General features: G+C 72.5%; 17 protein-coding genes. 11 read left to right on the top strand and 6 right to left on the bottom strand.

What is annotated here, in order from left to right; all coding sequences use genetic code 11:
* The first annotated feature begins 64 nt into the window (after positions 1–64).
* Positions 65–1,363, top strand: coding sequence for a cytochrome P450 (locus ABD401_RS09470; protein WP_344603978.1), 1,299 nt, complete (start codon positions 65–67; stop codon positions 1,361–1,363).
* A 116-nt stretch (positions 1,364–1,479) separates the two neighbouring features.
* Here ABD401_RS09470 and ABD401_RS09465 read toward each other — a convergent pair whose 3' ends face one another.
* Entirely contained in the window at positions 1,480–3,396 is a 1,917-nt protein-coding gene (locus ABD401_RS09465) for a linalool dehydratase/isomerase domain-containing protein (protein ID WP_344603976.1), read from the bottom strand.
* A 90-nt stretch (positions 3,397–3,486) separates the two neighbouring features.
* On the opposite strand from ABD401_RS09465, the gene ABD401_RS09460 reads away from it, so the two are divergent.
* Positions 3,487–4,101 carry a TetR/AcrR family transcriptional regulator gene (locus tag ABD401_RS09460; RefSeq protein WP_344603974.1) on the top strand — a complete coding sequence of 205 codons (615 nt, stop codon included), beginning with the start codon at positions 3,487–3,489 and terminating at the stop codon, positions 4,099–4,101.
* Between the two features lie 71 nt (positions 4,102–4,172).
* On the opposite strand, the gene ABD401_RS09455 is transcribed toward ABD401_RS09460, so the two are convergent.
* From ABD401_RS09455 to ABD401_RS09440, 4 genes are all read right to left on the bottom strand, one after another.
* Positions 4,173–5,732: an AMP-binding protein gene (locus tag ABD401_RS09455; protein WP_344603972.1), complete on the bottom strand. Its 1,560-nt coding sequence runs from the start codon at positions 5,730–5,732 to the stop codon at positions 4,173–4,175.
* Between the two features lie 12 nt (positions 5,733–5,744).
* Positions 5,745–6,515 carry an SDR family NAD(P)-dependent oxidoreductase gene (locus ABD401_RS09450; RefSeq protein ID WP_344603970.1) on the bottom strand — a complete coding sequence of 257 codons (771 nt, stop codon included), beginning with the start codon at positions 6,513–6,515 and terminating at the stop codon, positions 5,745–5,747.
* 40 nt (positions 6,516–6,555) lie between these two features.
* Positions 6,556–7,704 (bottom strand): thiolase family protein, encoded by a 1,149-nt coding sequence (locus tag ABD401_RS09445; RefSeq protein ID WP_344603968.1) that lies wholly within the window; start codon positions 7,702–7,704, stop codon positions 6,556–6,558.
* A 65-nt stretch (positions 7,705–7,769) separates the two neighbouring features.
* A complete protein-coding gene (locus ABD401_RS09440; RefSeq protein ID WP_344603966.1) occupies positions 7,770–8,537 on the bottom strand; it encodes an enoyl-CoA hydratase/isomerase family protein in 768 nt (255 codons plus the stop codon).
* 105 nt (positions 8,538–8,642) lie between these two features.
* On the opposite strand from ABD401_RS09440, the gene ABD401_RS09435 reads away from it, so the two are divergent.
* The 8 genes from ABD401_RS09435 to ABD401_RS09400 are packed head-to-tail and all read left to right on the top strand — an operon-like array spanning position 8,643 to position 18,616.
* Entirely contained in the window at positions 8,643–10,148 is a 1,506-nt protein-coding gene (locus ABD401_RS09435) for an ABC transporter substrate-binding protein (protein ID WP_344603964.1), read from the top strand.
* Positions 10,136–11,461 (top strand): hypothetical protein, encoded by a 1,326-nt coding sequence (locus tag ABD401_RS09430; RefSeq protein WP_344603962.1) that lies wholly within the window; start codon positions 10,136–10,138, stop codon positions 11,459–11,461. Before ABD401_RS09435 ends, ABD401_RS09430 begins: the two co-directional genes overlap by 13 nt.
* Positions 11,458–11,814 carry a hypothetical protein gene (locus tag ABD401_RS09425; RefSeq protein WP_344603960.1) on the top strand — a complete coding sequence of 119 codons (357 nt, stop codon included), beginning with the start codon at positions 11,458–11,460 and terminating at the stop codon, positions 11,812–11,814. The genes ABD401_RS09430 and ABD401_RS09425 overlap by 4 nt, the downstream gene beginning before the upstream one ends.
* 15 nt (positions 11,815–11,829) lie before the next feature.
* Positions 11,830–12,258: a hypothetical protein gene (locus ABD401_RS09420; RefSeq protein WP_344603958.1), complete on the top strand. Its 429-nt coding sequence runs from the start codon at positions 11,830–11,832 to the stop codon at positions 12,256–12,258.
* Positions 12,240–14,153: a branched-chain amino acid ABC transporter permease gene (locus tag ABD401_RS09415; RefSeq protein ID WP_344603955.1), complete on the top strand. Its 1,914-nt coding sequence runs from the start codon at positions 12,240–12,242 to the stop codon at positions 14,151–14,153. Before ABD401_RS09420 ends, ABD401_RS09415 begins: the two co-directional genes overlap by 19 nt.
* A 1-nt stretch (position 14,154) precedes the next feature.
* Positions 14,155–14,847, top strand: coding sequence for an ABC transporter ATP-binding protein (locus ABD401_RS09410; protein ID WP_344603953.1), 693 nt, complete (start codon positions 14,155–14,157; stop codon positions 14,845–14,847).
* Positions 14,844–17,486, top strand: coding sequence for an NAD-dependent epimerase/dehydratase family protein (locus tag ABD401_RS09405; RefSeq protein WP_344603951.1), 2,643 nt, complete (start codon positions 14,844–14,846; stop codon positions 17,484–17,486). Before ABD401_RS09410 ends, ABD401_RS09405 begins: the two co-directional genes overlap by 4 nt.
* Positions 17,486–18,616 carry an acyl-CoA dehydrogenase family protein gene (locus ABD401_RS09400; RefSeq protein ID WP_344603949.1) on the top strand — a complete coding sequence of 377 codons (1,131 nt, stop codon included), beginning with the start codon at positions 17,486–17,488 and terminating at the stop codon, positions 18,614–18,616. Before ABD401_RS09405 ends, ABD401_RS09400 begins: the two co-directional genes overlap by 1 nt.
* 134 nt (positions 18,617–18,750) lie before the next feature.
* Here the strand turns inward: ABD401_RS09400 and ABD401_RS09395 are convergent, their stop codons facing one another.
* Positions 18,751–19,911, bottom strand: coding sequence for an acyl-CoA dehydrogenase family protein (locus tag ABD401_RS09395; protein WP_344603947.1), 1,161 nt, complete (start codon positions 19,909–19,911; stop codon positions 18,751–18,753).
* An 80-nt stretch (positions 19,912–19,991) separates the two neighbouring features.
* On the opposite strand from ABD401_RS09395, the gene ABD401_RS09390 reads away from it, so the two are divergent.
* Positions 19,992–21,155: an acyl-CoA dehydrogenase family protein gene (locus ABD401_RS09390; RefSeq protein ID WP_344603945.1), complete on the top strand. Its 1,164-nt coding sequence runs from the start codon at positions 19,992–19,994 to the stop codon at positions 21,153–21,155.
* The last annotated feature ends 4 nt before the right edge of the window (positions 21,156–21,159 follow it).

The raw sequence follows: 21,159 nt of genomic DNA, 5'->3' as shown, positions 1-21,159 counted from the left end.
TGTTGCTGGGGGAATCCCGCGTCTTTCTTGACAACCGGTCTAGTTAGCCGTCACCCTTCGGGGCATGTCTGAAAAGCCCTCAGACCACGACTTCGAGTCCGCGGCTGAGCGGTTTCTCCTCGCCGACACGGACGTCATCGCGGACCCGTTCCCGATGTTCGGCCGTCTGCGCGAGAAGTCACCGGTCCACTACGTGGAGAGCGCCGGCGTCTGGCTGGTCACGCGGTACGAGGACATCTGCGCAGTGGCCCGCAATCCGCAGGTCTTCTCCTCCCGCTCCGCCACCGGTCCGCACAGCCACCGGCGTCACGCGGTGCTGAAGGAGCTGACCGAGGAGTCCGCCGACCTCAAGGCGGCCGTCGAGGCCGCGGCGTTCCGCGACCGGGAGCCGGTGCTGTTCCGCTGCGACCCGCCGCGACACACCGCGCAGCGCAAGATCGTCAACAAGGCGTTCAGCCCCAGTCGCGTGCGGCAGATCGAGGACACCGTCCAGGCGATCTGCGACAGCCTCCTCGACGACGTGCTCGACAAAGGCAGCATGGATCTCGTCGCCGACCTGGCCGTCCCGCTGCCGATCACCGTGATCGCCGGCGCGCTCGGCGTCTCGAACCACGACCTGCCGACGTTCAAGCGCTGGTCGGACGCGCTCGCCGCGACGATCGGCAACGACAACATGACGCGCGATCAGATCCGACGCATGGTGGAGAGCGGCGCCGAGTTCGCCGAGTTCTTCACCGCGACGATCGCCGACCGCCGCGCCCACCCGCAGGACGACCTGATCAGCGACCTCGTCCACGCCCGCGTCGACGGCGACTCGCTCAGCCAGGACGAACTGCTGACGATGCTCACCCAGTTCCTCATCGCGGGCAACGAGACGACGACGACCCACATCACGGCCACCGTGATGCTGCTGCTCGAGCAGCCGCACCTGATGGCCCAGGTGCAGGCGGACCTGTCCCTGCTGCCGAAGCTGATCGAGGAGTCGCTCCGCGTGGAGTCCCCGATCACCGGGCTGTACCGGACCGCGCTCGTCGACACGGAGATCGGCGGGGTCGCCGTCCCGGCCGGCGCGCACCTGCTGCTCTGCTACAGCTCGGGCAACCGGGACCCGGAGCAGTACGCCGACCCCGAGACGATCAAATTCGACCGGAGCGGCGAGGGCGCCCACCTTGCCTTCGGTCAGGGTCCCCACTTCTGCCTCGGCAGCAACCTGTCCAAGGCCGAGAGCCGGATCGCCCTCGAGGCCCTCCTGACCCGGACCAAGAACCTCCGCCTCGACCCCGACGGCCGGACCCCCGAGCGGATCCCGAGCTACATCCTCCGCGGGGTCTCCCGCCTCGACCTCCTCTTCGACCGCGCCTGAGCCCCTGGTTCGCGCCGGCGCCGCCCCGTCGTCAAGAAAGGGTGACACCCCTTACTGCGCAGTAAGGGGTGTCACCCTTTTTTGACAGGGAAGCGGCCGCGAGGTCGGTCGCGGACCTACGGGGCCGGGGTCAGGCGGAGCTCGGTGCGGATGTCGAGGGCGGCGGTCGCGCGGGCGGTGCCGGCGGCGTCGGCGGTGACCTCGACGCCGGTGCCGGCAGTTCCGCTGGTCAAGCGGTAGCGCGCGGTCGGGCGGAGGCGCTCGAAGTGCAACTCGTACTCCCCCGGCGTCCGGGCGGAGAGGACGAGGTCGAGCGCGGCGCCGTCGGAGCGGGCCGCGGCGACGAGGACCTCCGGGAAGCCGGCGCGACCGAGGATCGGCCCGGACAGGATCTTCGGGTCGGTCGGGACGGTGATCGCCGTCCGCCAGGCGTCGACCTCGAGCAGCCGGTCGGTCGCGATCGTGGCGTTCACCAGCGTCGAGCGGCCCGGGAAGTAGGTCTCGGTCTCGTCCCACTCCAGCACGTCGAGCAGGCGGGCCATCGCGAGGTCGGCGACCTCGTAGTCCCCCATCTCGCGCGCGGATCCGTGGTAGCAGGCGAGCGCGAAGGCGTCGGAGAGGGTGTAGTTGCCGAAGTCGACGTTGGCCTTGTCGAGGATGATCCGGCGCTCGCCGTCGATCACCGGCAGGAGCTCGTGGCGCACCAGTGCCCAGTAGCGGTGGGCCAGCTCGGGCAGGACGGCGTTGAGCTCCTTCGCCAGCACGGAGTCCGGCATCGGGAACGGGACGGCGAAGCCCGTGTGCTCGGAGCGCAGCGAGATGCAGGTCCCGTCGGGGCGCATGAACTCCGCCTCGAGCTTGGCGCGGAAGGCGTCGCGCAACTGCGACCAGTGGTCGGTGCCGCGGGCGCGGTCGTAGCCGGCGAGGGTCACGGCGCCGCGGAAGTTGCAGGCCGGGTAGATCCAGTTCGGCTCGCACGGGAACAGGCAGTAGTCGTCGGTGTGCCGGCCGTAGTTCTCCAGCAGCGAGTCGCGGACGTCCAGCGAGCTGTGCGGGTAGATGCGGCGCTTGCCGACGGCGAAGGGCAGGGCGTCCGGGGCGTCCCAGCGGAAGTCGCCGGTGTTGCCCTCGTAGAGCGCCAGGTTCAGGCCGATGTACCCGGTGAGCATGATGTTGTCGCGGACGATCGGGTCGGCGTCCAGCCGCAGGTGGCCCCAGGCCCGCTCGTATCGCCAGTAGCTGCAGACCTCCTTCTGCAGGTACCGCTCGACCAGCCGGATCTGACTCTCACTCAGCTCGCCGTGGTGACTCGGGGCGTAACGGCTCTGCGCAAGCGCGAGCAACCAGCCGAGCTGGTTGATCTGGTAGCGAAGGGCCGAGGTCTGGAACTGGTCGACGCGGTTGAAGCCGGTCCAGTCCTCTTTCGGCTGCATCGCGAGCCTGATGGCATACCGGATGCCCTTGAGCTGCTCGGCGCTCATTTCCGGCGCCTTGGGCGCGGCGATCGCCCGCGCGCGGATCGCGTTCACCTCGTCGAGCTGCGCAGGCAGGACGGTGTTGCGCGCCTCCCGCCGGGCGACGGCCTTGCGTTGCTGGGCCCGGGAGGCGACCACCCCGCCGAGCAGCCCCGCGACGGTGACGGCGGCGACGATCGGCAGTCCCGCGTCGGTCGTGTCCCCGACGAGCGCACCCGCGGCCGCGGCGGAGCCGAGCCAGACGATCACCGGCGCGACGACCATGCCCGAGCCGAACCACGCCACCCACGCGATGCCCATCAGGAGCAGACACGGCAGGACGAGGGCGACCATCCAACCCTCGGCCGCGAGGAAGCCCGCTCCGGGGAAGAACATGCCGAGCCCGGCGGCCTGCCAGCCGGCGCCCGCGTCGAGCAGGCTCGGCAGGGCGCCGAGGACGCAGAGCACGACCCAGACGGCGACGCTGCGCCGGCGTCGCGCCCTCCCGACCGGGCCTCCCCCGGTCCGCGGACTGATCAGGAGGTCTGCTTCGGCGTTCGGGTGGGCCAGGGTCGTCACGCCACCGGTTCCTCTCGGGCGAGCGGGCACTAACTGGTACCGTGCGGTACCAGAATCTTCCGTCGTCGCCGGGGATGTCAACCTTTCGCCATGACCACGTCGCCCGAGAAGACCTACGGCGGCCTCGGAGCCGGCGAGCGTCAGGCCGCGCGCCGGACCGCGTTGCGCGAGGCCGCCCTCGGCCTGATCGCGACCGGCGGCACGACCGCGGCGACCGTCAACTCGGTCTGCGCCGCGGCCGGCCTGAACAAGCGCTACTTCTACGAGAGCTGGGCGACCCGCGACGCCCTCCTCGTCGACCTGCTGACCTCGTTCTTCGACGACTTCTACGCCCGGACCACCAGTGAGATCGTCGACGTCCCCACCGAGGTCTCCGAGCGCCTGCGCCACGCGGTCCGCTCCCTGCTCGCGACCCTCGAGGCCGAGCCGGGCATGGCCCGCCTGTACGCCGAGGCCGAGTCCGAGCCCGCCCTGCTGGAACTGCGGACCGCCGCGTTCGACCGGTTCACCGGCCTGTTCGGTGCCGTCGCCGACCTCGATCCCGCGGTCCCGTCGACCCGGTTCGCGCTCTACGCCCTCGTCAGCGGCGTGACCGAGGCTCTGACCCACTGGCTCCGCGGCGACCCCGCCGACCTCTCCCGGGACGAGGTCGTCGAGACCTCCGTCCGGCTCTGCCTCGCCGCGATCGCCGTCGCCTCCCACTGACCCCACGATCACCAGTGGGGGTGACACCCTTTCTGGCGCCGAAAAGGGTGTCACCCCTTCTGGCGGGGGCGTCAGTTGTCGAGGGGAGAGAGGCGGGCGAGGAGGTCGCGGCGGAGGAGCTTGCCCGTGGGGAGGCGGGGAACCTCGTCGACGACGACGTAGCGCCGCGGGCACTTGAACGTCGAGAGGCGGTCGCGTACGAACGCGTCGAGCTCAGCCGGGAGCGCCGCGGCGTCGGCTCCGGCGGCCGGCTGGACGGCCGCGGCCAGGACCTGGCCCAGCTCCGGGTCGGGGACGCCGACGCAGGCGACGTCGGCGACGCCGGGGTGGAGGACCAGCACGTCCTCGGCCTCGCGCGGGTAGATGTTCACGCCCCCGCTGATGACCAGGTCCGCGCGGCGGTCGGCGAGGTAGAGGTAGCCCTCGGCGTCGAGGTACCCCAGGTCACCGAAGGTTGCCCAGCCGCGGTCGTTCCACGACTGCGCGGTCCGGTCGGGGTCGTTGTGGTAGTCGAAGGTGTTCGGGGTGTCGAACCAGATCTGGCCGATCTGACCAGTCGTCAGCTCGTTGCCGTCGTCGTCGAGGATGTGCGGGACGCCGAGCGCCGGGCGGCCGACCGAGCCGCGGTGGGCCAGCCACTCCTCGCTGGAGATCATGCAGAAACCGACGCCCTCGCTGCCGGAGTAGAACTCGGTCACGATGGGGCCGAGCCAGTCGATCATCGCCTCCTTGACGTCGACCGGGCACGGCGCGGCGGCGTGGATGACGACCCGCAGGCTGGACAGGTCGTAGCGCGCCCGGACCTCGGGCGGCAGCTTCAGCATCCGCACGAAGTGCGTCGGGACGAACTGCGCGTGGGTGATCCGGTACCGCTCGATCGCGGCGAGACACTCCTCCGCGTCGAAGCGCTCGAGGACGACGACGGTGCCGCCCACGCGGTGCGCCGCGATCGACCACCCCAGCGGAGCCGCGTGGTACAGCGGCGCGGGGACGAGGTAGCGCAGGTTCTCGTCGTACCCGAAGTGGTGGCGGACGATGTGGTCGAAGGGCTTCAGCGTCCCGAGCGGGTCGCCGACGGCGTCGGGCACGATCCCCTTCGGCCGACCGGTGGTGCCGGACGAGTAGAACATCCAGACACCCTCGGCCGCGTCGTCCGGCAGCGTCGGCGACTCGGCCGCGCAGAGCGCCTCGTAACTCAGCGCCGCGTTACTCAGCCCCCCGGCCGGCGGCTCCCCGTCGACGACGACCAGGAACTCGACTGCACAAGAGATGTCATCTGCACAAGAGATGTCATCTGCAGTGCAGGCGGGGAGGAGGTCGGCGTGGGCGACGAGGACGCGGGCCCCGCAGTCGCGGACGATGTACTCGGTCTCCGCCGCCTTCAGGTGGTGGTTGACCGGGACGTAGTACAGCCCGCTGCGCTGGGCCGCCCACGCGATTTCGAGGTAGCGCAGGCAGTTCGGCAGCAGGATCGCGATCCGGTCCCCCGGCTGCAGCCCGAGCCGCCGCAGCGCACGGGCGAACCGGTTCGCGGCGGCGTCGAGCTCGGCGTAGGTCTGCACGAGCCCGGCCGGGTGCAGCACCACGGCCGGGTGGTCCGGCCGTGATGCCGCGAAGGTCCCCGGGTGCACGGTGAGGGTGCGTTACTTCAGACCGAAGCGCTGCGCCCCGTCGATGCGGATCGTCTCGCCGTTGACGTAGTCGTTGCGGGCGAGGAACGCGACGAGGTCGGCGTACTCGGCCGCACGGCCCATCCGCTTCGGGAACGGAACGGTCCTGCCCCAGAGCTCCTCGGCCTGGTCCTGCTCCATCTTGAACGCAGGGGTGAAGAACGTCCCGGGCGCGATGGTGACGACGCGGATCCCGACGGCGGAGAGGTCGCGCGCCGCGACGAGCGTGAGCCCGTGGACGCCGGCCTTCGCCGCGCTGTAGTCGCTCTGCCCGACCTGGCCCTCGAACGCCGCGATGCTCGCGGTGTTGACGACCAGCCCGCGGACGCCGGACTCCAGCGGCTCGAGCGCCGCCATCCGGGCCGCCGCGAGCCGGAGCACCTGGAAGGTCCCGGACAGGTACAGCGACACCGTCCGGTCGAACAGCTCCTGCGGCATCGGCGAGCCGTCGCGGTTCAGCACGCGCATCCCCGCGACCGGCCCACCGTGGCTGTTCACCGCGACGCGGAGCTCACCGAGCTCGGCCGCCGCGTCGAGGGCCGCGTTGACCGACGCCTCGTCGGTGACGTCCGTGCGGACGTACACCGCCGCGCCGCCGAGGTCGGCCGCCAGCTTGGCGCCCTTGTCGTCGGCGAGGTCGGCGATGACGACCTTGGCGCCCTCGGCCACCAACCGGCGGACCGTGGCCTCACCGAGGCCACCGGCGCCGCCGGTCACGAGAGCGGACTTGCCCGAGATCTCCACCTTGGGGAACTCCTTGCTGTCGATGGATCCTGACGGGCAATCAGCCCAGCAGCTCGAAGATGGTCGCGTTGGCCTGGCCGCCGCCCTCGCACATGGTCTGGAGGCCGTAGCGGATGCCCTCGCGGCGCATGTGGTGCAGCAGCGTGGTGGCGATGCGGGCGCCGGAGCCACCGAGCGGGTGACCGATCGCGATCGCGCCGCCGTTCGGGTTCAGGCGCTCGTCGTCGGCGCCGAGGTCCTTGGCCCACGCCATCGGGACCGGGGCGAACGCCTCGTTCACCTCGTACGCGCCGATGTCGCCGATCGACAGCCCGCTGCGCTTGAGCGCCTTCTCCGTCGCGGGGATCGGGGCGGTCAGCATGATCATCGGGTCGGCGCCCGCGAGCACGCCGGTGTGGTACCGCGCGATCGGCGTCAGACCGAGCGCCTTCGCCTTCTCGCTGCTCATCACCAGCAGGGCGGCAGCGCCGTCGGAGATCTGCGAGGAGTTGCCGGCGTGGATGACGCCGTCCGGCTTGAAGGCCGGCTGCAGGCCCGCAAGCTTCTCGACCGTCCCGCCGCGGCGGATGCCCTGGTCGACACTGAAGTCGCCCTCGTCCGTCGGCACCGCGACGATCTCGGCCTCGAAGGCCCCGCGATCCTGGGCGGCCGCGGCGCGCTCGTGGCTGCGGAGGCTGAACTCGTCGAGCTGAGTGCGCGACAGACCCCAGCGCTCGGCGATCATCTCGGCACCGATGCCCTGGTTCGGGAGCTCGCCGTAACGGTCCATCCAGCCCTTGGCGGTGTAGGGGTTCGACTCGGCCGAGATCGTCGCGCCCATCGGCACGCGCGTCATCGACTCGACGCCGCCGGCGACGATGACGTCGGCCGCGCCCGACATCACGGCCTGCGCGGCGAAGTGGATCGCCTGCTGCGAGGAGCCGCACTGGCGGTCGACGGTGACGCCGGTGACGTCCTCCGGCCAGCCCGCCGCCAGGACCGCCATGCGCGCGGTGTCGTAGGTCTGCTCGCCGAACTGACCGACGACGCCCCAGATGACGTCCTCGACCAGGGCCGGGTCGACGCCGGTGCGGCGGACCAGCTCGTTCAGCACGAGCGCCGAGAGGTCGACGGGGTGGACGCCGGCGAGGCCTCCGTTCCGCTTGCCGACCGGGGTGCGGACGGCCTCGACGATGACTGCGTCAACCATGGGAATCCTCACTGCTCAGGGGAAGAAGGGGTGAGCACAAAATCCTGTATCGATTTTAGCTCACGTCAGGGCGACGATAGGCGGGCCTGTTTGCGGGCGCGGTAGTCCTCCCCCGCGAACAGCGCGACCTGCCCGGCGAGCTCGGCGCGCATCGCGGCGCGCACGGCCCCGTCCCAGATGCCGTCGACGGTGCTCTTGATCAGCGCGAGGGCGTCGGCCGGCTTGTCGGCGAGCTCGGCCGCCAGCGTCGCCGCGACCTCGTCGAGCCGCTCGGGCTCGACGACCTCGTCGACCAGTCCCCACGCAAGCGCCTGCTCGGCGCCGACCGCGCGGCCGGTCATCAGCATCCACTTCGCGCGCGAGGGGCCGGCGAGCATCGTCGTCAGCGGCGTCCCTCCGGTGTCGACCATCAGGCCGAACCGGATCTCCGGGAAGGCGAGCTGGACGTCGGTGGCCGCGACCCGCAAGTCGGCGGCGAGCGCCATCTCCAGGCCCCCGCCGAAGGTCGCGCCGCGCAGCGCTGCGACGACCGGCTTCGGCGAACTCAACTGCCGCTCGCGGAACTCCTGGTGCCGCCGGATGAAGGCGAGGTCGCTCTCCCCCGCCGGCCGTTCGCCCAGCTGCGCGGTGTCCCGGCCGGAGCAGAACGAGCGCCCTTCGCCGCGGAGCAGGATCACGCGGACGTCCGGGTCGGCCAGCGCCGCGTCCCAGGCCTCGACGAGCTGTTCGTGGAGCGCGTCGTCGATCGCGTTGTGCCGGTGCGGCCGGTTCAGCGACAGCGTCGCCACACCGGCGGCGACCTGCACCCGAACCGGTGCCGTCTCGTCCGTCATGGCGACAACTCTACAAATTATCTTCACTCTTTTCTTCCCGAAGTGACCTGCAGCACGTATCGTCCTGCTGAGCAGACGCACCGTTTCCGCACGCCCGGGAGATGCATGTCCGGCCCCCGATTCCGCGCCTTCCCCGCCGCGCTCGCGCCGGCGCTGGCGTCGGTGCTGGCACTGGCGCTGCTGGCCGGGTGCGGGACGCGCCTGACGCAGGACGAGCTCGTCGCGATGAACGGCGGGGCGGTCACGACGGTCCCGGGCGCCGACCCGGCCGGCACGGCCGCCGACGTCCCCGGCGCCGTCCAGGCCGACCCCGGCGCGCCGGCGCCCGACCCGAACGCCGCGGCCCCGGGCGCCCAGCCCGTCGCGACCCCGGTCGCCGGCGGCACGGCCGCCAAGCCCGGGACGACGACCGCGACGACGGCCCCGGGGGCGAGCACCTCGGGCGGCGGGAAGAGCAGCCGCCCCGCGACCGCCGCGCTGAAGACGGACAACAAGCCGCTCACCATCTGCTCGATCTCGGAGATGGGTGGTCCGGCCGGTGCCGCGCTGGCCCAGGGCGTCAACGGTATGCAGGCCTGGGTCGGTGACGTGAACTCCCGCGGCGGCGTGGCGGGGCATCAGATCCGCCTCGTGGTGAAGGACTCGGGGTCGGACCCCAACGTGGCCCTGTCGCACGCGCGGGCGTGTGTGGAGAACGAAGGTGCGGTCGCGATCGTCGGCTCGATGGCGCCGTTCACCAGCCGCGGCATGATGGGTTACCTGCAGAGCAAGGGTGTTCCCGCCATCGGCGGTGACTGCGGCTCCAGCGCCTGGAACGACTCGCCGGTGATGTTCAACCAGTGCCCGGCGGTCGCGACCAACTACTGGTCGCTGGCGGCCGAGGCCGCACGGTCCGGCGCGCAGAACAAGAAGTTCGGCTTCCTCTACTGCCAGGAGGCGCAGACCTGCGCCGAGGGCAAGCGATTCATGATCGACGAGAAGTTCGTCGCTCAGAACGGGCTGGAGCTCGCCTACAGCAAGCAGTTCAGCCTCACCCAGCTCGACTTCACGAGCGAGTGCTCCGCGATGAAGTCGGCGGGAGTCACGGCCGTGACGATCGTGGCCGACCCGTCCGCGCTCCAGCGCATGGGGCAGTCCTGCTCCCGACAGGGCTTCAACCCGATCTACGTCCTGTCGTACGCGAGCGTGTACCCGGACACCCCCACCAAGGCCGGACTCGCGAACATCCGGTTGGCCCTGCCGGTCGTTCCCTTCTGCTGCGTCACCGGCGCCGACGCCGAGAACGAGACCTTTCAGCGTTACCTGACCAGCTTTCAGCGCTACGGCGGCGGCAAGGAGCCCGGGCCGGCGGCCATCATCGGCTTCACCGCCGGCCTGTTGTTCGAGCGCTTCGTTCTCGGCGTTGCCGAGACGACCCCGACCGTCTCGTCGGCGGCCCTGCTCAAGGCCGCCGGTGGGCTGAAGAAGGAGACGCTCGGCGGCATGGTCGCCCCGATCACGCTGACGCCCGGCCAGAAGACACCGGACACGAAGTGTTGGTCCGTGATGGAGGCGAGAAACGGTGGCGCCTTCACCACCCCGTACGGATTGACGATGTCATGCCGGAAGTGACGGACCCCCGGACCGGGAGGCGACGCGCGGTGCGTGCCGCGCTCGCGCTCGTCCTGCTCGCGACCGCCGCGGCCGGGACCCTCGCGACGACGACCGGCAGCGCGACCGCCGCCGGGAGCTACCAGGCGAGCGCCGCGGCCCACGGCCTCCGGTTCACGATCTCGTCCGAGGCGTTCCCGGTCGAGCGGAGTCCGATCGACGTGACCGCGCCGATGGCGCAGGCCTCATCGTCGTCCGTGGAACAGCAGGCGTTCGCCAGCTACCCGTACCCGGGGAGCCTGGCTGCTGCGGCACCCGGGCTGATCGGCGGTCTCGCCGCCGACCAGGGCTACCCGCTGCCGTTCGCGGTGCCCGGTTACCCGATGGTCGCCAACACCCGGTGCACGGACGACCACCGCACCACGAAGGTGCCCGACACCGAGGGCGCCGGCCTGCCCGGCTCGCTCCCCTACACGATGACCTCGGCCTGCGGCCCGAGCAGCGCGGAGGCCAAGGCCGCCTCGGGCAGCTCCAGCGTTCAGGGCGGGGTCGGGCTGACGGTGGCTCACGTCGCTGCGATCGCCCGCGCCGAGCAGGCTGCCGACGGCCTGACCTCGGCGGTCGGGACGTCGGAGGCGACCGGCATCAACATCGCCGGCGGGCTGCTGCAGCTCTCCGGGCTGACCGCGACCGCGGCCGCGACGGTGAACGCGAGCGGGACGTTCAACCCGAACAGCACCTTCGGCATCGGGACCATCTCGGTCGCGGGGACGCCGGTCAGCTTCGGGCCGAAAGGCTTCACCAGCCCCGCGAACAGCACCCCGGTGGACGTCAGCGCCATCAACTCGATCCTGAAGAACGCGGGCATCGAGCTGACCTGGATCACCGAGACGCGGACGAGGACGAGCATCACCTCGGCCGGGCTCCAGATCACGATGACCCAGCAGGACCCGCAGAGCGGGCTGCCGATCATCACCCGCTGGGTCTTCGGACAGGTCACCGCCAGCGCGGACGCGCAGAGCTTCGACACCGCCGCCGGCCCGGCGACGTCCCCGGTCGACGCGACCGGGACACCGGGCGCCGCGCTCGCGGCCCCCGTGCCCGGCGTCGACGCGGCGGGCGCGCCCGGGCTGGTGCCGAGCACCGGCGTCCTGCCCGGCACCGCGCCCACCGTCAACCTCACCTCGCCGGCGACGCAGGTGATCCGCACCGGGTGGTTCTCCTCCGGGTCGATCCTGTCGTTCTACGCCGTCCTCGCCCTGGCCGGGCTGGCGTTGCTCGCCACGAGCGGTCTGGCCGCCCCGTTGCGAAAGGTCGTCCCGTGGACCCGGTGACGTTCGTCCGATCCCAGCCCGACCGCGCGGCCGCCGTCCTGGCCGCGGTGGTCGGTGTGGTCCTGCTCGTCGTCGGGTGGTTCGGCGTCAGCGACCAGGGCATCGTCGCGGGCCAGATCCCCTACCTGATCTCCTGCGGGCTCGGTGGCGTCTTCGCCCTCGCAACCGCGACCACGTTGTGGGTCTCGGCCGACCTCCGCGACGAGTGGCGGAAGATGGACGCCGTCGAGGCCGCCGTCCTCGAGCAGAACGAGATCCTCCGGAAGCTGGCTCCCGGGTCCCTGCCCACGACCGCGGCGCCGGCGGACCGGAACTCCCACGACATCCCGGCCCCGGCGCGCGAGCACGCCTGAGCCGTGGCGGCCCCCGTGACCTCCCCTGCCGCGGCCCCCGCCGTGCCCTGGCTCCCCCGCGAGACGCGGTGGGTCGGGGGCTTCGGGCTGGTCGCGATCGTGCTGCTCGTCGTGTGCTGGTGGCAGGCCGCCGGCGAGGGCGACCCGAGCGACCAGCTGCCGTGGCTGAACCTCGGCACGGCGGCGGTCCTCGTCTACTGGGTCCTCGCGGGACGCACCCTGGCCCGCGCGCGGCGGCGGGTCGCCGAGCGGCGGTCGGCACAGCTGGCGGCGCTGGGATCGCGCCCGTGGCTACGTTCTGACGCCCCGTCCACACCCGCCGGCGACGGTCTCGTCGTCGCGGCCGGCATGACCCGGGCCCATCGACCGGAGTGCCCGCTGGTCTCCGGGAAGCCGACGTCCCCCGCCCCGGCCGGGGCGCCGACGTGCGGGATCTGCGGCTGATGGACGCCTATCTCGCCGTCCTCGTCGTCGGGCTCGCGGCGGGCGCGATCTACGCGCTGACCGCGACCGGCCTGACGCTCACCTACGTCACCAGCGGGGTCTTCAACCTCGCCCACGGGTCGACGGGCGCACTCGGCGCGTACGCCTACTACGAGTTCCGCGCGAAGCAGGGGCTGCCCGCGTGGCTGTCGCTGTTGCTCGTGCTCGGGGTGGTGGCGCCGCTGTTCGGCCTGCTGCTCGAACTGCTCGCGCGCCGGCTGGCCGAGACGACCGTCGCGTACAAGGTCGTGGCGGTGATCGGGCTGCAGATCGGCATCGTCGGGCTGTTGATCGCGCACTACGGCGCGACCCCGCTCGTGTTCCCCGGCTTCCTGCCGACCGACGGGTTCCCGCTCGCCGGCATCGTCGTCGGCTACGACCAGCTCGCGACGTTCCTCATCGCGCTCGGCGCGGTCGGCGCGCTGGTGGTGTTCTTCCGGTTCTCCGCCCTCGGCACGCAGATGCGCGCGGTCGTCGACAACCCGGCCCTGCTCGCGCTCGCCGGCACCAGCACCTCCCGCGTGCGCCGGACCGCGTGGGTGACGGGGTCGGTGTTCGCCGCGCTGTCGGGCATCCTCATCGCGCCGACCTCCGGGCTCGACGCGCTGTTCCTCTCCCTGCTCGTGCTGCAGGCGTTCGGCGCCGCGGCCGTCGGGCTGTTCCGCAGTCTCCCCCTCACGCTGGTCGGTGGCCTCGGGATCGGCGTCGCGCAGGCCCTGGTCGGCAAGGAGGTCGCGCAGTACCAGTCGCTGTCCGGCCTGCCGACCGCGGTCCCGTTCCTCGTCCTGGTGGTCGTGCTCGTGACGGTGAAGTCGTCGCGGCTCGGGGCCGCCGGCGCCGACCGCCGCCTCGCGCCGCCCCTGCAGATCGTCCCCCGCCCCGCGAAGGCGCCGCTGCTGGTGCTCGCCCTCGTCGGCGCGGTGCTCGTCCCCGACCTCGTCGGTGCGCGACTGCCGCTCTACGCGACCGGCGCCGCGTTCGTCGTCCTGTTCGCCTCGCTCAACCTCCTGGTGCGGACGTCGGGTCAGATCTCGCTGTGCCACGCGGCATTCGCGGCACTCGGCGGCACGACCTTCCACCACCTCCAGGACGCCGGGGTGCCGTGGCTGCTCGCGCTGCTCGGGGTCGGGATCGTCGCGGTCCCGGCCGGCGCGCTGGTGGCGCTGCCTGCGATCCGGCTCACCGGCATCTACCTGGCGCTGGCGACGCTGGGCTTCGGCGTACTGATCCAGCAGCTGCTCTTCACGACCGACTTCATGTTCGGGGCGCTGAACAACCAGCCCGTGGCGCGGCCCAGCGGATTCACCTCCGACCGCTCCTTCTACTACGTCCTGCTGGTGGCGGCGGTGGTCGCGCTCGCGCTGGTCGCGGCGATCAACGCCGGGCGACTCGGCCGCCTGCTGCAGGCGATGGCGGACAGCCCGCTGGCGCTGGCGACGGCCGGGACGAGCGTCAACGTCACCAAGGTGCTGGTGTTCTGCATCTCCGCGTGGATGGCCGCGATCGCCGGCGCGCTGCTCGGCGCGCAGGGGTTGTCGACGTCCAGCCAGGCGTTCTTCCCGATCACCTCGCTGCTCTGGCTCTCCGTGCTCGCGATCAGCGGGCGCGGGGCGGTGACCGCGCCGATCATCGCCGCGGCGCTGCTCACGCTGCCGTACGGCTACATCAGCGACCCCGACGTCACCGAGCTGTTCCTCCCCGGCTTCGGGCTCGCCGCGATCGCGGCCGTTCTTCTGACGGGGCGTCCGACCGGCCGCGTCGCCGGCGGGGCACTCGCGAGCACCCGTGAGGAGCTCCGGGCCAAGGGCGGGCCGGTGCGGGCCCGCGTGGCCGTCGCTGCGGGCCGGGAGGTATGACGTGCTCGAGCTGACCGACGTCCGCGCCGGGTACGGCGGCGTCACCGTGCTGCGCGACCTGTCGCTGTGGGTGCCGCGCGGCAGCGTCGTCGCGCTGCTCGGGCCGAACGGGGCCGGGAAGACCACGACGTTGCGCGTGGCGAGCGGGCTGCTGCGGCCGAGCGGTGGGCGCATCACCGTCGACGGGCGGCCGTTCCCCCGCGGCGCCGACGCGGTCTCGCGGGCCGGGATCTGTCATGTCCCCGAGGGGCGCGGGGTGTTCCCGTCGCTGACGGTGCGGGAGAACCTGCTGGTCCAGGCGCGGGGCAGGAACGTCGGCGACGCGATCGAGAAGGCGACCGCCGCGTTCCCACGGCTCGGGCAGCGGCTTTCCCAGCTCGCCGGGACGATGAGCGGCGGGGAGCAGCAGATGCTCGCGCTCGCGAAGTCCTACGTGTCGTCCCCCGCCTACGTCCTGCTCGACGAGGTGTCGATGGGGCTCGCGCCCAAGGTCGTCGACGAGATCTTCGAGTTCCTGCGCCGGCTCGCCTCCGAGGGCGTCGCGCTGCTGCTCGTCGAGCAGTACGTGACGCGGGCACTGGAGATCGCGGACTACGTCTTCCTGCTGAACCACGGGCGCGTCGCCTTCCGCGGCGAGCCCGGCGAACTGGACAGCTCGGCGATCTTCGCCGAGTACATGGGGGTGGGTGCGTGAGGGTCCTCGTCACCGGGGCGTCCGGGGTGTTCGGCCGGGACGTCGTCCGGCGCCTCGCGCTGCACGGACACGAGGTCGTCGGTCTGTCGCGGTCGCGGCCCGAGCGGCTTCCGGCGGGCATGGCCGACTACCGCGCCGCGGACATCCGCGACGCCGACGGGGTCCGGCGCGCCGTCGAGGGCATGGACGCGGTCGTCCACCTCGCGTGGAACCTCGTGCCGAACAAGGACGTCTCGATCACCCGCAGCATCGACCTCGGCGGGACGCGCAACGTCGTCGACGCCATGAACGCGCACGGCGTCAAGCGACTGGTGTTCGCCTCCAGCGTCATGTCCTACGGGTGCCACCCGGACAACCCGGCGCGGCTGAGCGAGACCTCGCCGCAGCGGCCGGACCCGGAGAGCCCGTACTCGCTCCACAAGGTCGACGCCGAGCGGATGATCGTCGACGCCGGACTGGACGCGCTGATGGTGCGGGCCGGCACCGTGATCGGGCGTCAGGCGGACAACATCATCGCGACCAACTTCGCGACGCCGGTGCTGCCGGGCGTGAAGGGTTACACGAACACGATGCAGTTCGTGCACCCCGAGGACGTCGGGCGGTTCTTCGCCCAGGCGGTCGGCGAGCGCTGGGCGGGGCCGGTGAACCTCGCCGCCCCCGACACCCTGACGATGCGTGAGATCGCGTCGATCCTCGGCCGCCGGTACGTCGAGCTCTCGCGTTCGTCGCTGGAGAAGCTGGTCGCCGGCCTGTGGCACGCCGGGGTCGGCGAGCTCGACCCGGGCAGCTTCCGCGGCCTGCTGTGGTTCCCGATCGTCGACACCGCGCGGCTGGAGGAACTGGGCTTCCGGTGCGGGTGGACCTCACGCGAGTGCGTCGAGGACTTCGCGCGGGCGGCGGCCGGGCGGACGCACCTGCTCGGCCGGGCGCTGCCCGCCCGCTCCCCCTTCGGCTACCGCGGTCACGTCCGGCCGCCGGCGCCGGCGACCGACGTCATGCGCCCGGCCGGGCCCGACGGGCTCAACGGCGAGTTCGACTCCCTCGTCGACCCGGCGCTGCCGGACTACTCCTCGGCGAACACGTCCGAGGCGATGCCGGGGCCGATGACGCCCCTGGCGCTCGAGCTCTCCCTGAACTGCATGCGCACCGCGGGTGCCGTGATGGGCGACCTGGTCAAGCTGCCCTCCGAGATCGCCGAACTGGTCGCGGACCGCTCGACCGCGTCCTTCGGCCACGGCGTGTTCGCGAACATGTCGGTGATCGTGGCGCTGTCCAACGCGATGCCCGGCGCGAGCGAGGACGCCGGCTGGGAGTCGCTGTTCGGCGACCACAAGGTCACCGCCCCCCACTTCACCCTGACGGTGCGGGACAAGGTACGCATCGGCGCTGCGGCGGTGCGCGCGATCACCGCGGTGCGGCGCGAGTCGGAGCGTGTGGACCGCGAGGTGCGCGGCGTGGTGCTCGACGCCGGCGCGCTGCGCGAACTGACCGACGAGCAGCTGATCGCCCGGCTCGGGCTGCTGCACGACGTCACGATCGACGCGTCAACGGTGTCCTCGAACGCGGCCGCGTTCGTGGCGGCGGTCGCCAGTGCGCTCGAGCAGCGCGGCCTGGGCGTGCTCATCACCGGACGGGCGGACGACACCGATCTCGCGAGCGCCGCGGCGCTCCGGGCCGCGGGCCGGCTCGCCGACGAGGTCCGCGCCGACGGCGCTCTCGCCGCGGCCGCGACCGCCGCGCTGTCCGACGGCCCGGCCGCCCCGGCCGTGCTGGCCCGGACGCACCCGGCGTTCGCCGACCGGGTCCGCGCCGCGCTGGCCGAGCACGGGCACCGGGGCCCGCGGGAGCTGGAGCTCGCGAGTGAGGTCTTCGCCGTCGCCCCGCACCGGTTCCTGGAGGTGATCGCGAAGCTGGCGCAGCACCCACCCCGCGCCCTGACGCCGCCGCCCGCGGTCCCGGCTCACCTGCGGCCGCTCGCCGCCTGGTGCCACCGGCTGCAGCACTACCGCGAGCTCGGACGTGACGCCTGGGTCCGGGGCACCCACGGCTACCGGCTCGCGGCGTTGGAACGGGGCCGGCGGCTGATGACCTCCGGCGTCCTCGACCGTCCCGACGACGCGTTCTACCTGACGCTGGATCAGTTGCTCGCCCCGCCGGCGGACGCGCGCACGGTGGTTGCGCGACGGCGGGCCGAGCGCGAGCGGCTGAAGAGCATCCGCGTCCCGACGTTCTTCTCGAGGACGTGGAAGCCGGAGGCCGCCGACGAGTCCCTGCACGCCGGCAACGCGGCGACCGGGATCGGCGTCTCCCCCGGGGTCGTGCGCGGGACGGTCCGGGTGCTCGACGCCGACGCCCTCGAGGATCTGGAGCCCGACGAGATCCTCGTCGCGGCGTACACCGACGCGGGGTGGACGCCGTACTTCGGTCTCGCGGCCGCCGTCATCACCGACACCGGTGGGCAGATGTCGCACGCGGCGGTCGTCGCGCGGGAGTGCGGGATTCCCTGCGTCGTCTCGGTGCCGGCCGCGAGCCGACGGCTGCGGACCGGCCAGACCGTCGAGGTGGACGGCAGCACCGGCCGGGTTACCGTGCTGAGCGACGCACTTGAGATCGGCGCCCGACCCGACGAGGAGAACTGATGCCCGCTGTGGAGGGCGAGAACGAGGACCGCACCGCGCTGCGCGAGGCCGTGCGCGACGTGCTGGCCGACCACGCGAGCCCCGAGCAGGTGCGGGCGGCGCTGGACGCCGGCCCGTCCGAGGCGTTGTGGTCCGCGTTGGTGAAGGTCGGGCTGCCGACGCTGCACGTCGGCGAGGAACTCGGCGGTCAGGGTGGATCGCCCGGTGACCTCGCCGCCGCGCTCGAGGAGTGCGGCGTCGCCCTCGCGCCGTCGCCGTTGCTGTCGGTGGGTGTCGCGGTCTCGTTGCTCGCGGCCACCGGTGCCCCGTCGGTGCCGGCGCTGCTCGCCGACGCGGCCGCGGGATCGGTCGTGACGGTCGCGCTCGCGGAGGGCTCCGCGGGCTGGCTCGCAGCCCCCGGGACGAGCGCGGTCCCGGCCGGCGACGGGTGGGAGCTCACCGGCGTCAAGTGCTACGTGACCGACCCGGTGGGCGCGCGGCTGGTCGTCAGCGCGACGACCCCCGACGGGCCCGGGCTGTTCGTGGTGGAGCCCGGCGTCGCCACCGTCGAGGTCCACGGCGGCCTCGACCTGCTGCGTCCGGTCGGGACGGTGACCCTGTCCTCCGCGCCCGCGACCCTGCTGCTCGAGGGCGTCCCCGCCGCCGAGGCGCTGCTGACCTGGTCGCGGACGGCGGCCGTCCTCCTCGCCGCTGAGCAGGTCGGCCTCGCGCAGGCGTGCCTCGATCTCGCCGTCGAGTACGCGAAGGTCCGCGTCCAGTTCGGCAAGCCGATCGGGTCGTTCCAGGCGATCAAGCACCTGTGCGCGGACATGCTCCTCGCCGTCGAGGGCTCACGCAGCCTGCTGTGGAGCGCCACCGGGATCCTCGACGACGGCCGCGGTGCCGACCCGACCGACGACGAGGCCGAGCTCGTCTGTGCCACCACCGCCGGCCACTGCGCCGACGCCGCCGTCACCGTCGCCCAGGACTGCCTCCAGGTCCACGGCGGCATCGGCTTCACCTGGGAGCACGTCTGCCACCTCTACCTCCGCCGTGCCAAGGCCGACGAGGTCCTCTTCGGCTCCCCGTCCTACTGGCGCGAACGCGCCGTCTCCGTCCTCGAGCGCCAGGTCGCCGCCGCCGCTTCCTGACCCCTCGCCCCTGCCTCGTCGCCCCTGTTCTGCGGGATGACGTCCCGCAGAGTGCCCCTGTCAGCCCATGCAGGGGCTGACACCCCACCCCTACGGGACGTCATCCCGCAGTGGGGAGGCGGGCGGCGGTGAGGTCAGTCGCGGGGGAGGCCGAGGACCTTCTCGGCGAGGGTGTTGCGCTGGATCTGGGAGGTGCCGGCGCCGATGGTGGAGGCCCGGGTCATCAGGTAGCCGTAGGCCCAGGCGCCGCGGTCGGGGGCGTCGGGGCCGGAGCCGAGGAGGGCGTCGGGGCCGAGGATCCGCAGCGCGAGTTCGTGCAGGCGCTGCTCGGACTCGGCGCGGCCGAGCCGGTTCAGGCTCGAGAGCGGGCCCGGGGCGCGGCCGGCGAGGGCGTCGGCGAGGGCGCGGGCGTTGTGCTGACCGGAAATGCGGACGTCGGCCTCGGCGCGGGCGATCTCCTGCCGGATCAGCGGGTCGGTGAGCGCACCGGTCCGGGCGGCGACGCCGACGATCCGCTCGAGCAGCGCGCGGCTCTTCATCTCCCCCGCGGCGAAGGCGGTCGAGCGCTCGAAGCCGAGGCTGGTGCGCGCGACCTGCCACCCCTCCCCCTCGGCGCCGACGCGGTTGGCGACCGGGACGCGGACCTCGTCGAAGAACACCTCGGCGAAGTGCGCGGTCCCGGTGATGTCACGCAGCGCTCTGACCTCAAGGCCCGGCGAGTCCATCGGCAGCAGGAGATACGTGATGCCCGCCCCGTTCGGGCCGGCCGGGCCGGTGCGCACGAGCGCGAACATCCAGTCGGCCTGCTGGGCGCCGGTCGTCCAGACCTTCTGCCCGGTGAGGACGTAGTCGTCGCCGTCGCGGACGGCCTTGGTCGTGAGCGCGGTGAGGTCGCTGCCCGCGCCCGGTTCGCTGAAGCCCTGGCACCACAGCTCTTCCGCGCGCAGCAGCGGACGGAGGAAGCGTTCGCGCTGGGCCTCGGTCCCGACCGCGACGAGTGTCGGCCCGACGATGAAGCCGATCGGCGCCGGGTGCGACGGCGCGCCCGCCTTCGCGAGCTCGTCGTGGTGGACGAGCTGCATCCGGACGGTCAGGCCCATGCCGCCCGCCTCGACCGGCCACGACGGGGCGGCGAGCCCCGCGTCGTACAGCGACGCCTGGAAGCGCCGGGCCCACGCGAGCCGCTCGGCCTTGTCCTTCGGCCGGGGCGGCAGGTGCGAGGCCACCAGGTCGCGCAGGCGCGCGCGCAGCTCGGTCTCCGCCTCCGCGTCGTCTCGCCCCGCCAGGTCAACCATGGCGCTAGGGTACCCGAACAGATAAAATCATCTTCACAGTTGGCGGTCCTCCGCCGCCGCCGCACCCCGACCGGAGCGCCGTGGATCTCACCCTCAACGCCTCCGAGCGCGCCTTCCGCGACGAGGTCGCGACCTGGCTCGCCGAGAACGCGCCCCGCGAGCGCCGCCCACCGGCCGGTCCGGCGATGGTCGAGTTCGACGTCGCCTGGCAGCGCCGGCAGTTCGACGCGGGGTGGGCCGGCATCTCCTGGCCGGCCGAGTACGGCGGCCGAGGGCTCTCGCTCGTGCAGCAGGTGATCTGGTACTCCGAGTACGCCCGCGCGGGGGCGCCGACCGAGACCGGTGTCTGCTTCGTCGGCAACGCGCACGCCGGCCCGACGCTGATCGCCTGCGCCGACGAGGAACTGAAGCGACGTCACCTGCCGAGGATCCTCTCCGGCGAGGAGATCTGGTGCCAGGGCTTCAGCGAGCCCGGCGCGGGCAGCGACCTCGCCGGCCTCTCGACGCGCGCGGTGATCGACGGCGACCACCTCGTCGTCAACGGCCAGAAGATCTGGACGTCCTACGCCCACCACGCCCAGCAGCAGGAACTGCTGGTGCGCACGTCCACCGGCGCACGCCGCCAGGACGGGATCACCTGGGTCGTGTGCCCGATGGACACCCCGGGCATCGAGGTCCGCCCGATCCGCACGATCACCGGGCACGACGACTTCTGCGAGGTCTTCTACGACGACGTCCGCATCCCGCTGACCAACGTCGTCGGTGCCGTCGACGACGGGTGGCGCGTCGCGATGTCGACGCTCTCCTTCGAACGCGGCACGGGCTTCCTGCCCGAGCAGGTGGAACTGGTCGCCCGGGTGGACGAACTCGTCGACCTGGCGCGGACCCGGACCGACCGCACCGGCCGCGCACTGATCGAGGACTCCGGTCTCGCCGAACGCCTCGCCACTGCCCGCGCCGAGGCCCACGCGGTGCTCGCGATGACGCTCGCCGTCATCAGCCGCAACGCCCGTAGCTCGCTGCCCGGACCGGAGGCGTCGATGGTCCGCCTGCTGTTCTCGCAGCTGCAGCAGCGCGTCGCGGCGCTCGCCGTCGACCTGCGCGGGCTCGAGGGCCTGGCCGAGGGCAGCCCCTGGGTCCACGACTACCTCTACCTGTTCGCGACGACGATCGCGGCCGGCACCAAGGACGTCCAGCGCGGCATCGTGGCCGAGCGTGTCCTCGGCCTGCCCCGGGGGCGGTGAGCCG

This window comes from Sporichthya brevicatena (assembly GCF_039525035.1).
GTDB classification, from domain to species: domain Bacteria; phylum Actinomycetota; class Actinomycetes; order Sporichthyales; family Sporichthyaceae; genus Sporichthya; species Sporichthya brevicatena.
The sequence above is the reverse complement of the archived record's forward strand: the minus strand, read 5'-3'. Positions and strand labels throughout refer to the sequence as shown.

Excerpts from the sequence above, each read along its gene's own strand:
- ABD401_RS09470 (WP_344603978.1), top strand. The coding sequence starts at position 65 with ATGTCTGAAAAGCCCTCAGACCACGACTTCGAGTCCGCGGCTGAGCGG.
- ABD401_RS09460 (WP_344603974.1), top strand. The coding sequence starts at position 3,487 with ATGACCACGTCGCCCGAGAAGACCTACGGCGGCCTCGGAGCCGGCGAG.
- ABD401_RS09445 (WP_344603968.1), bottom strand. The coding sequence starts at position 7,704 with ATGGTTGACGCAGTCATCGTCGAGGCCGTCCGCACCCCGGTCGGCAAG.
- ABD401_RS09440 (WP_344603966.1), bottom strand. The coding sequence starts at position 8,537 with ATGACGGACGAGACGGCACCGGTTCGGGTGCAGGTCGCCGCCGGTGTG.
- ABD401_RS09435 (WP_344603964.1), top strand. The coding sequence starts at position 8,643 with ATGTCCGGCCCCCGATTCCGCGCCTTCCCCGCCGCGCTCGCGCCGGCG.
- ABD401_RS09430 (WP_344603962.1), top strand. The coding sequence starts at position 10,136 with ATGCCGGAAGTGACGGACCCCCGGACCGGGAGGCGACGCGCGGTGCGT.
- ABD401_RS09400 (WP_344603949.1), top strand. The coding sequence starts at position 17,486 with ATGCCCGCTGTGGAGGGCGAGAACGAGGACCGCACCGCGCTGCGCGAG.
- ABD401_RS09395 (WP_344603947.1), bottom strand. The coding sequence starts at position 19,911 with ATGGTTGACCTGGCGGGGCGAGACGACGCGGAGGCGGAGACCGAGCTG.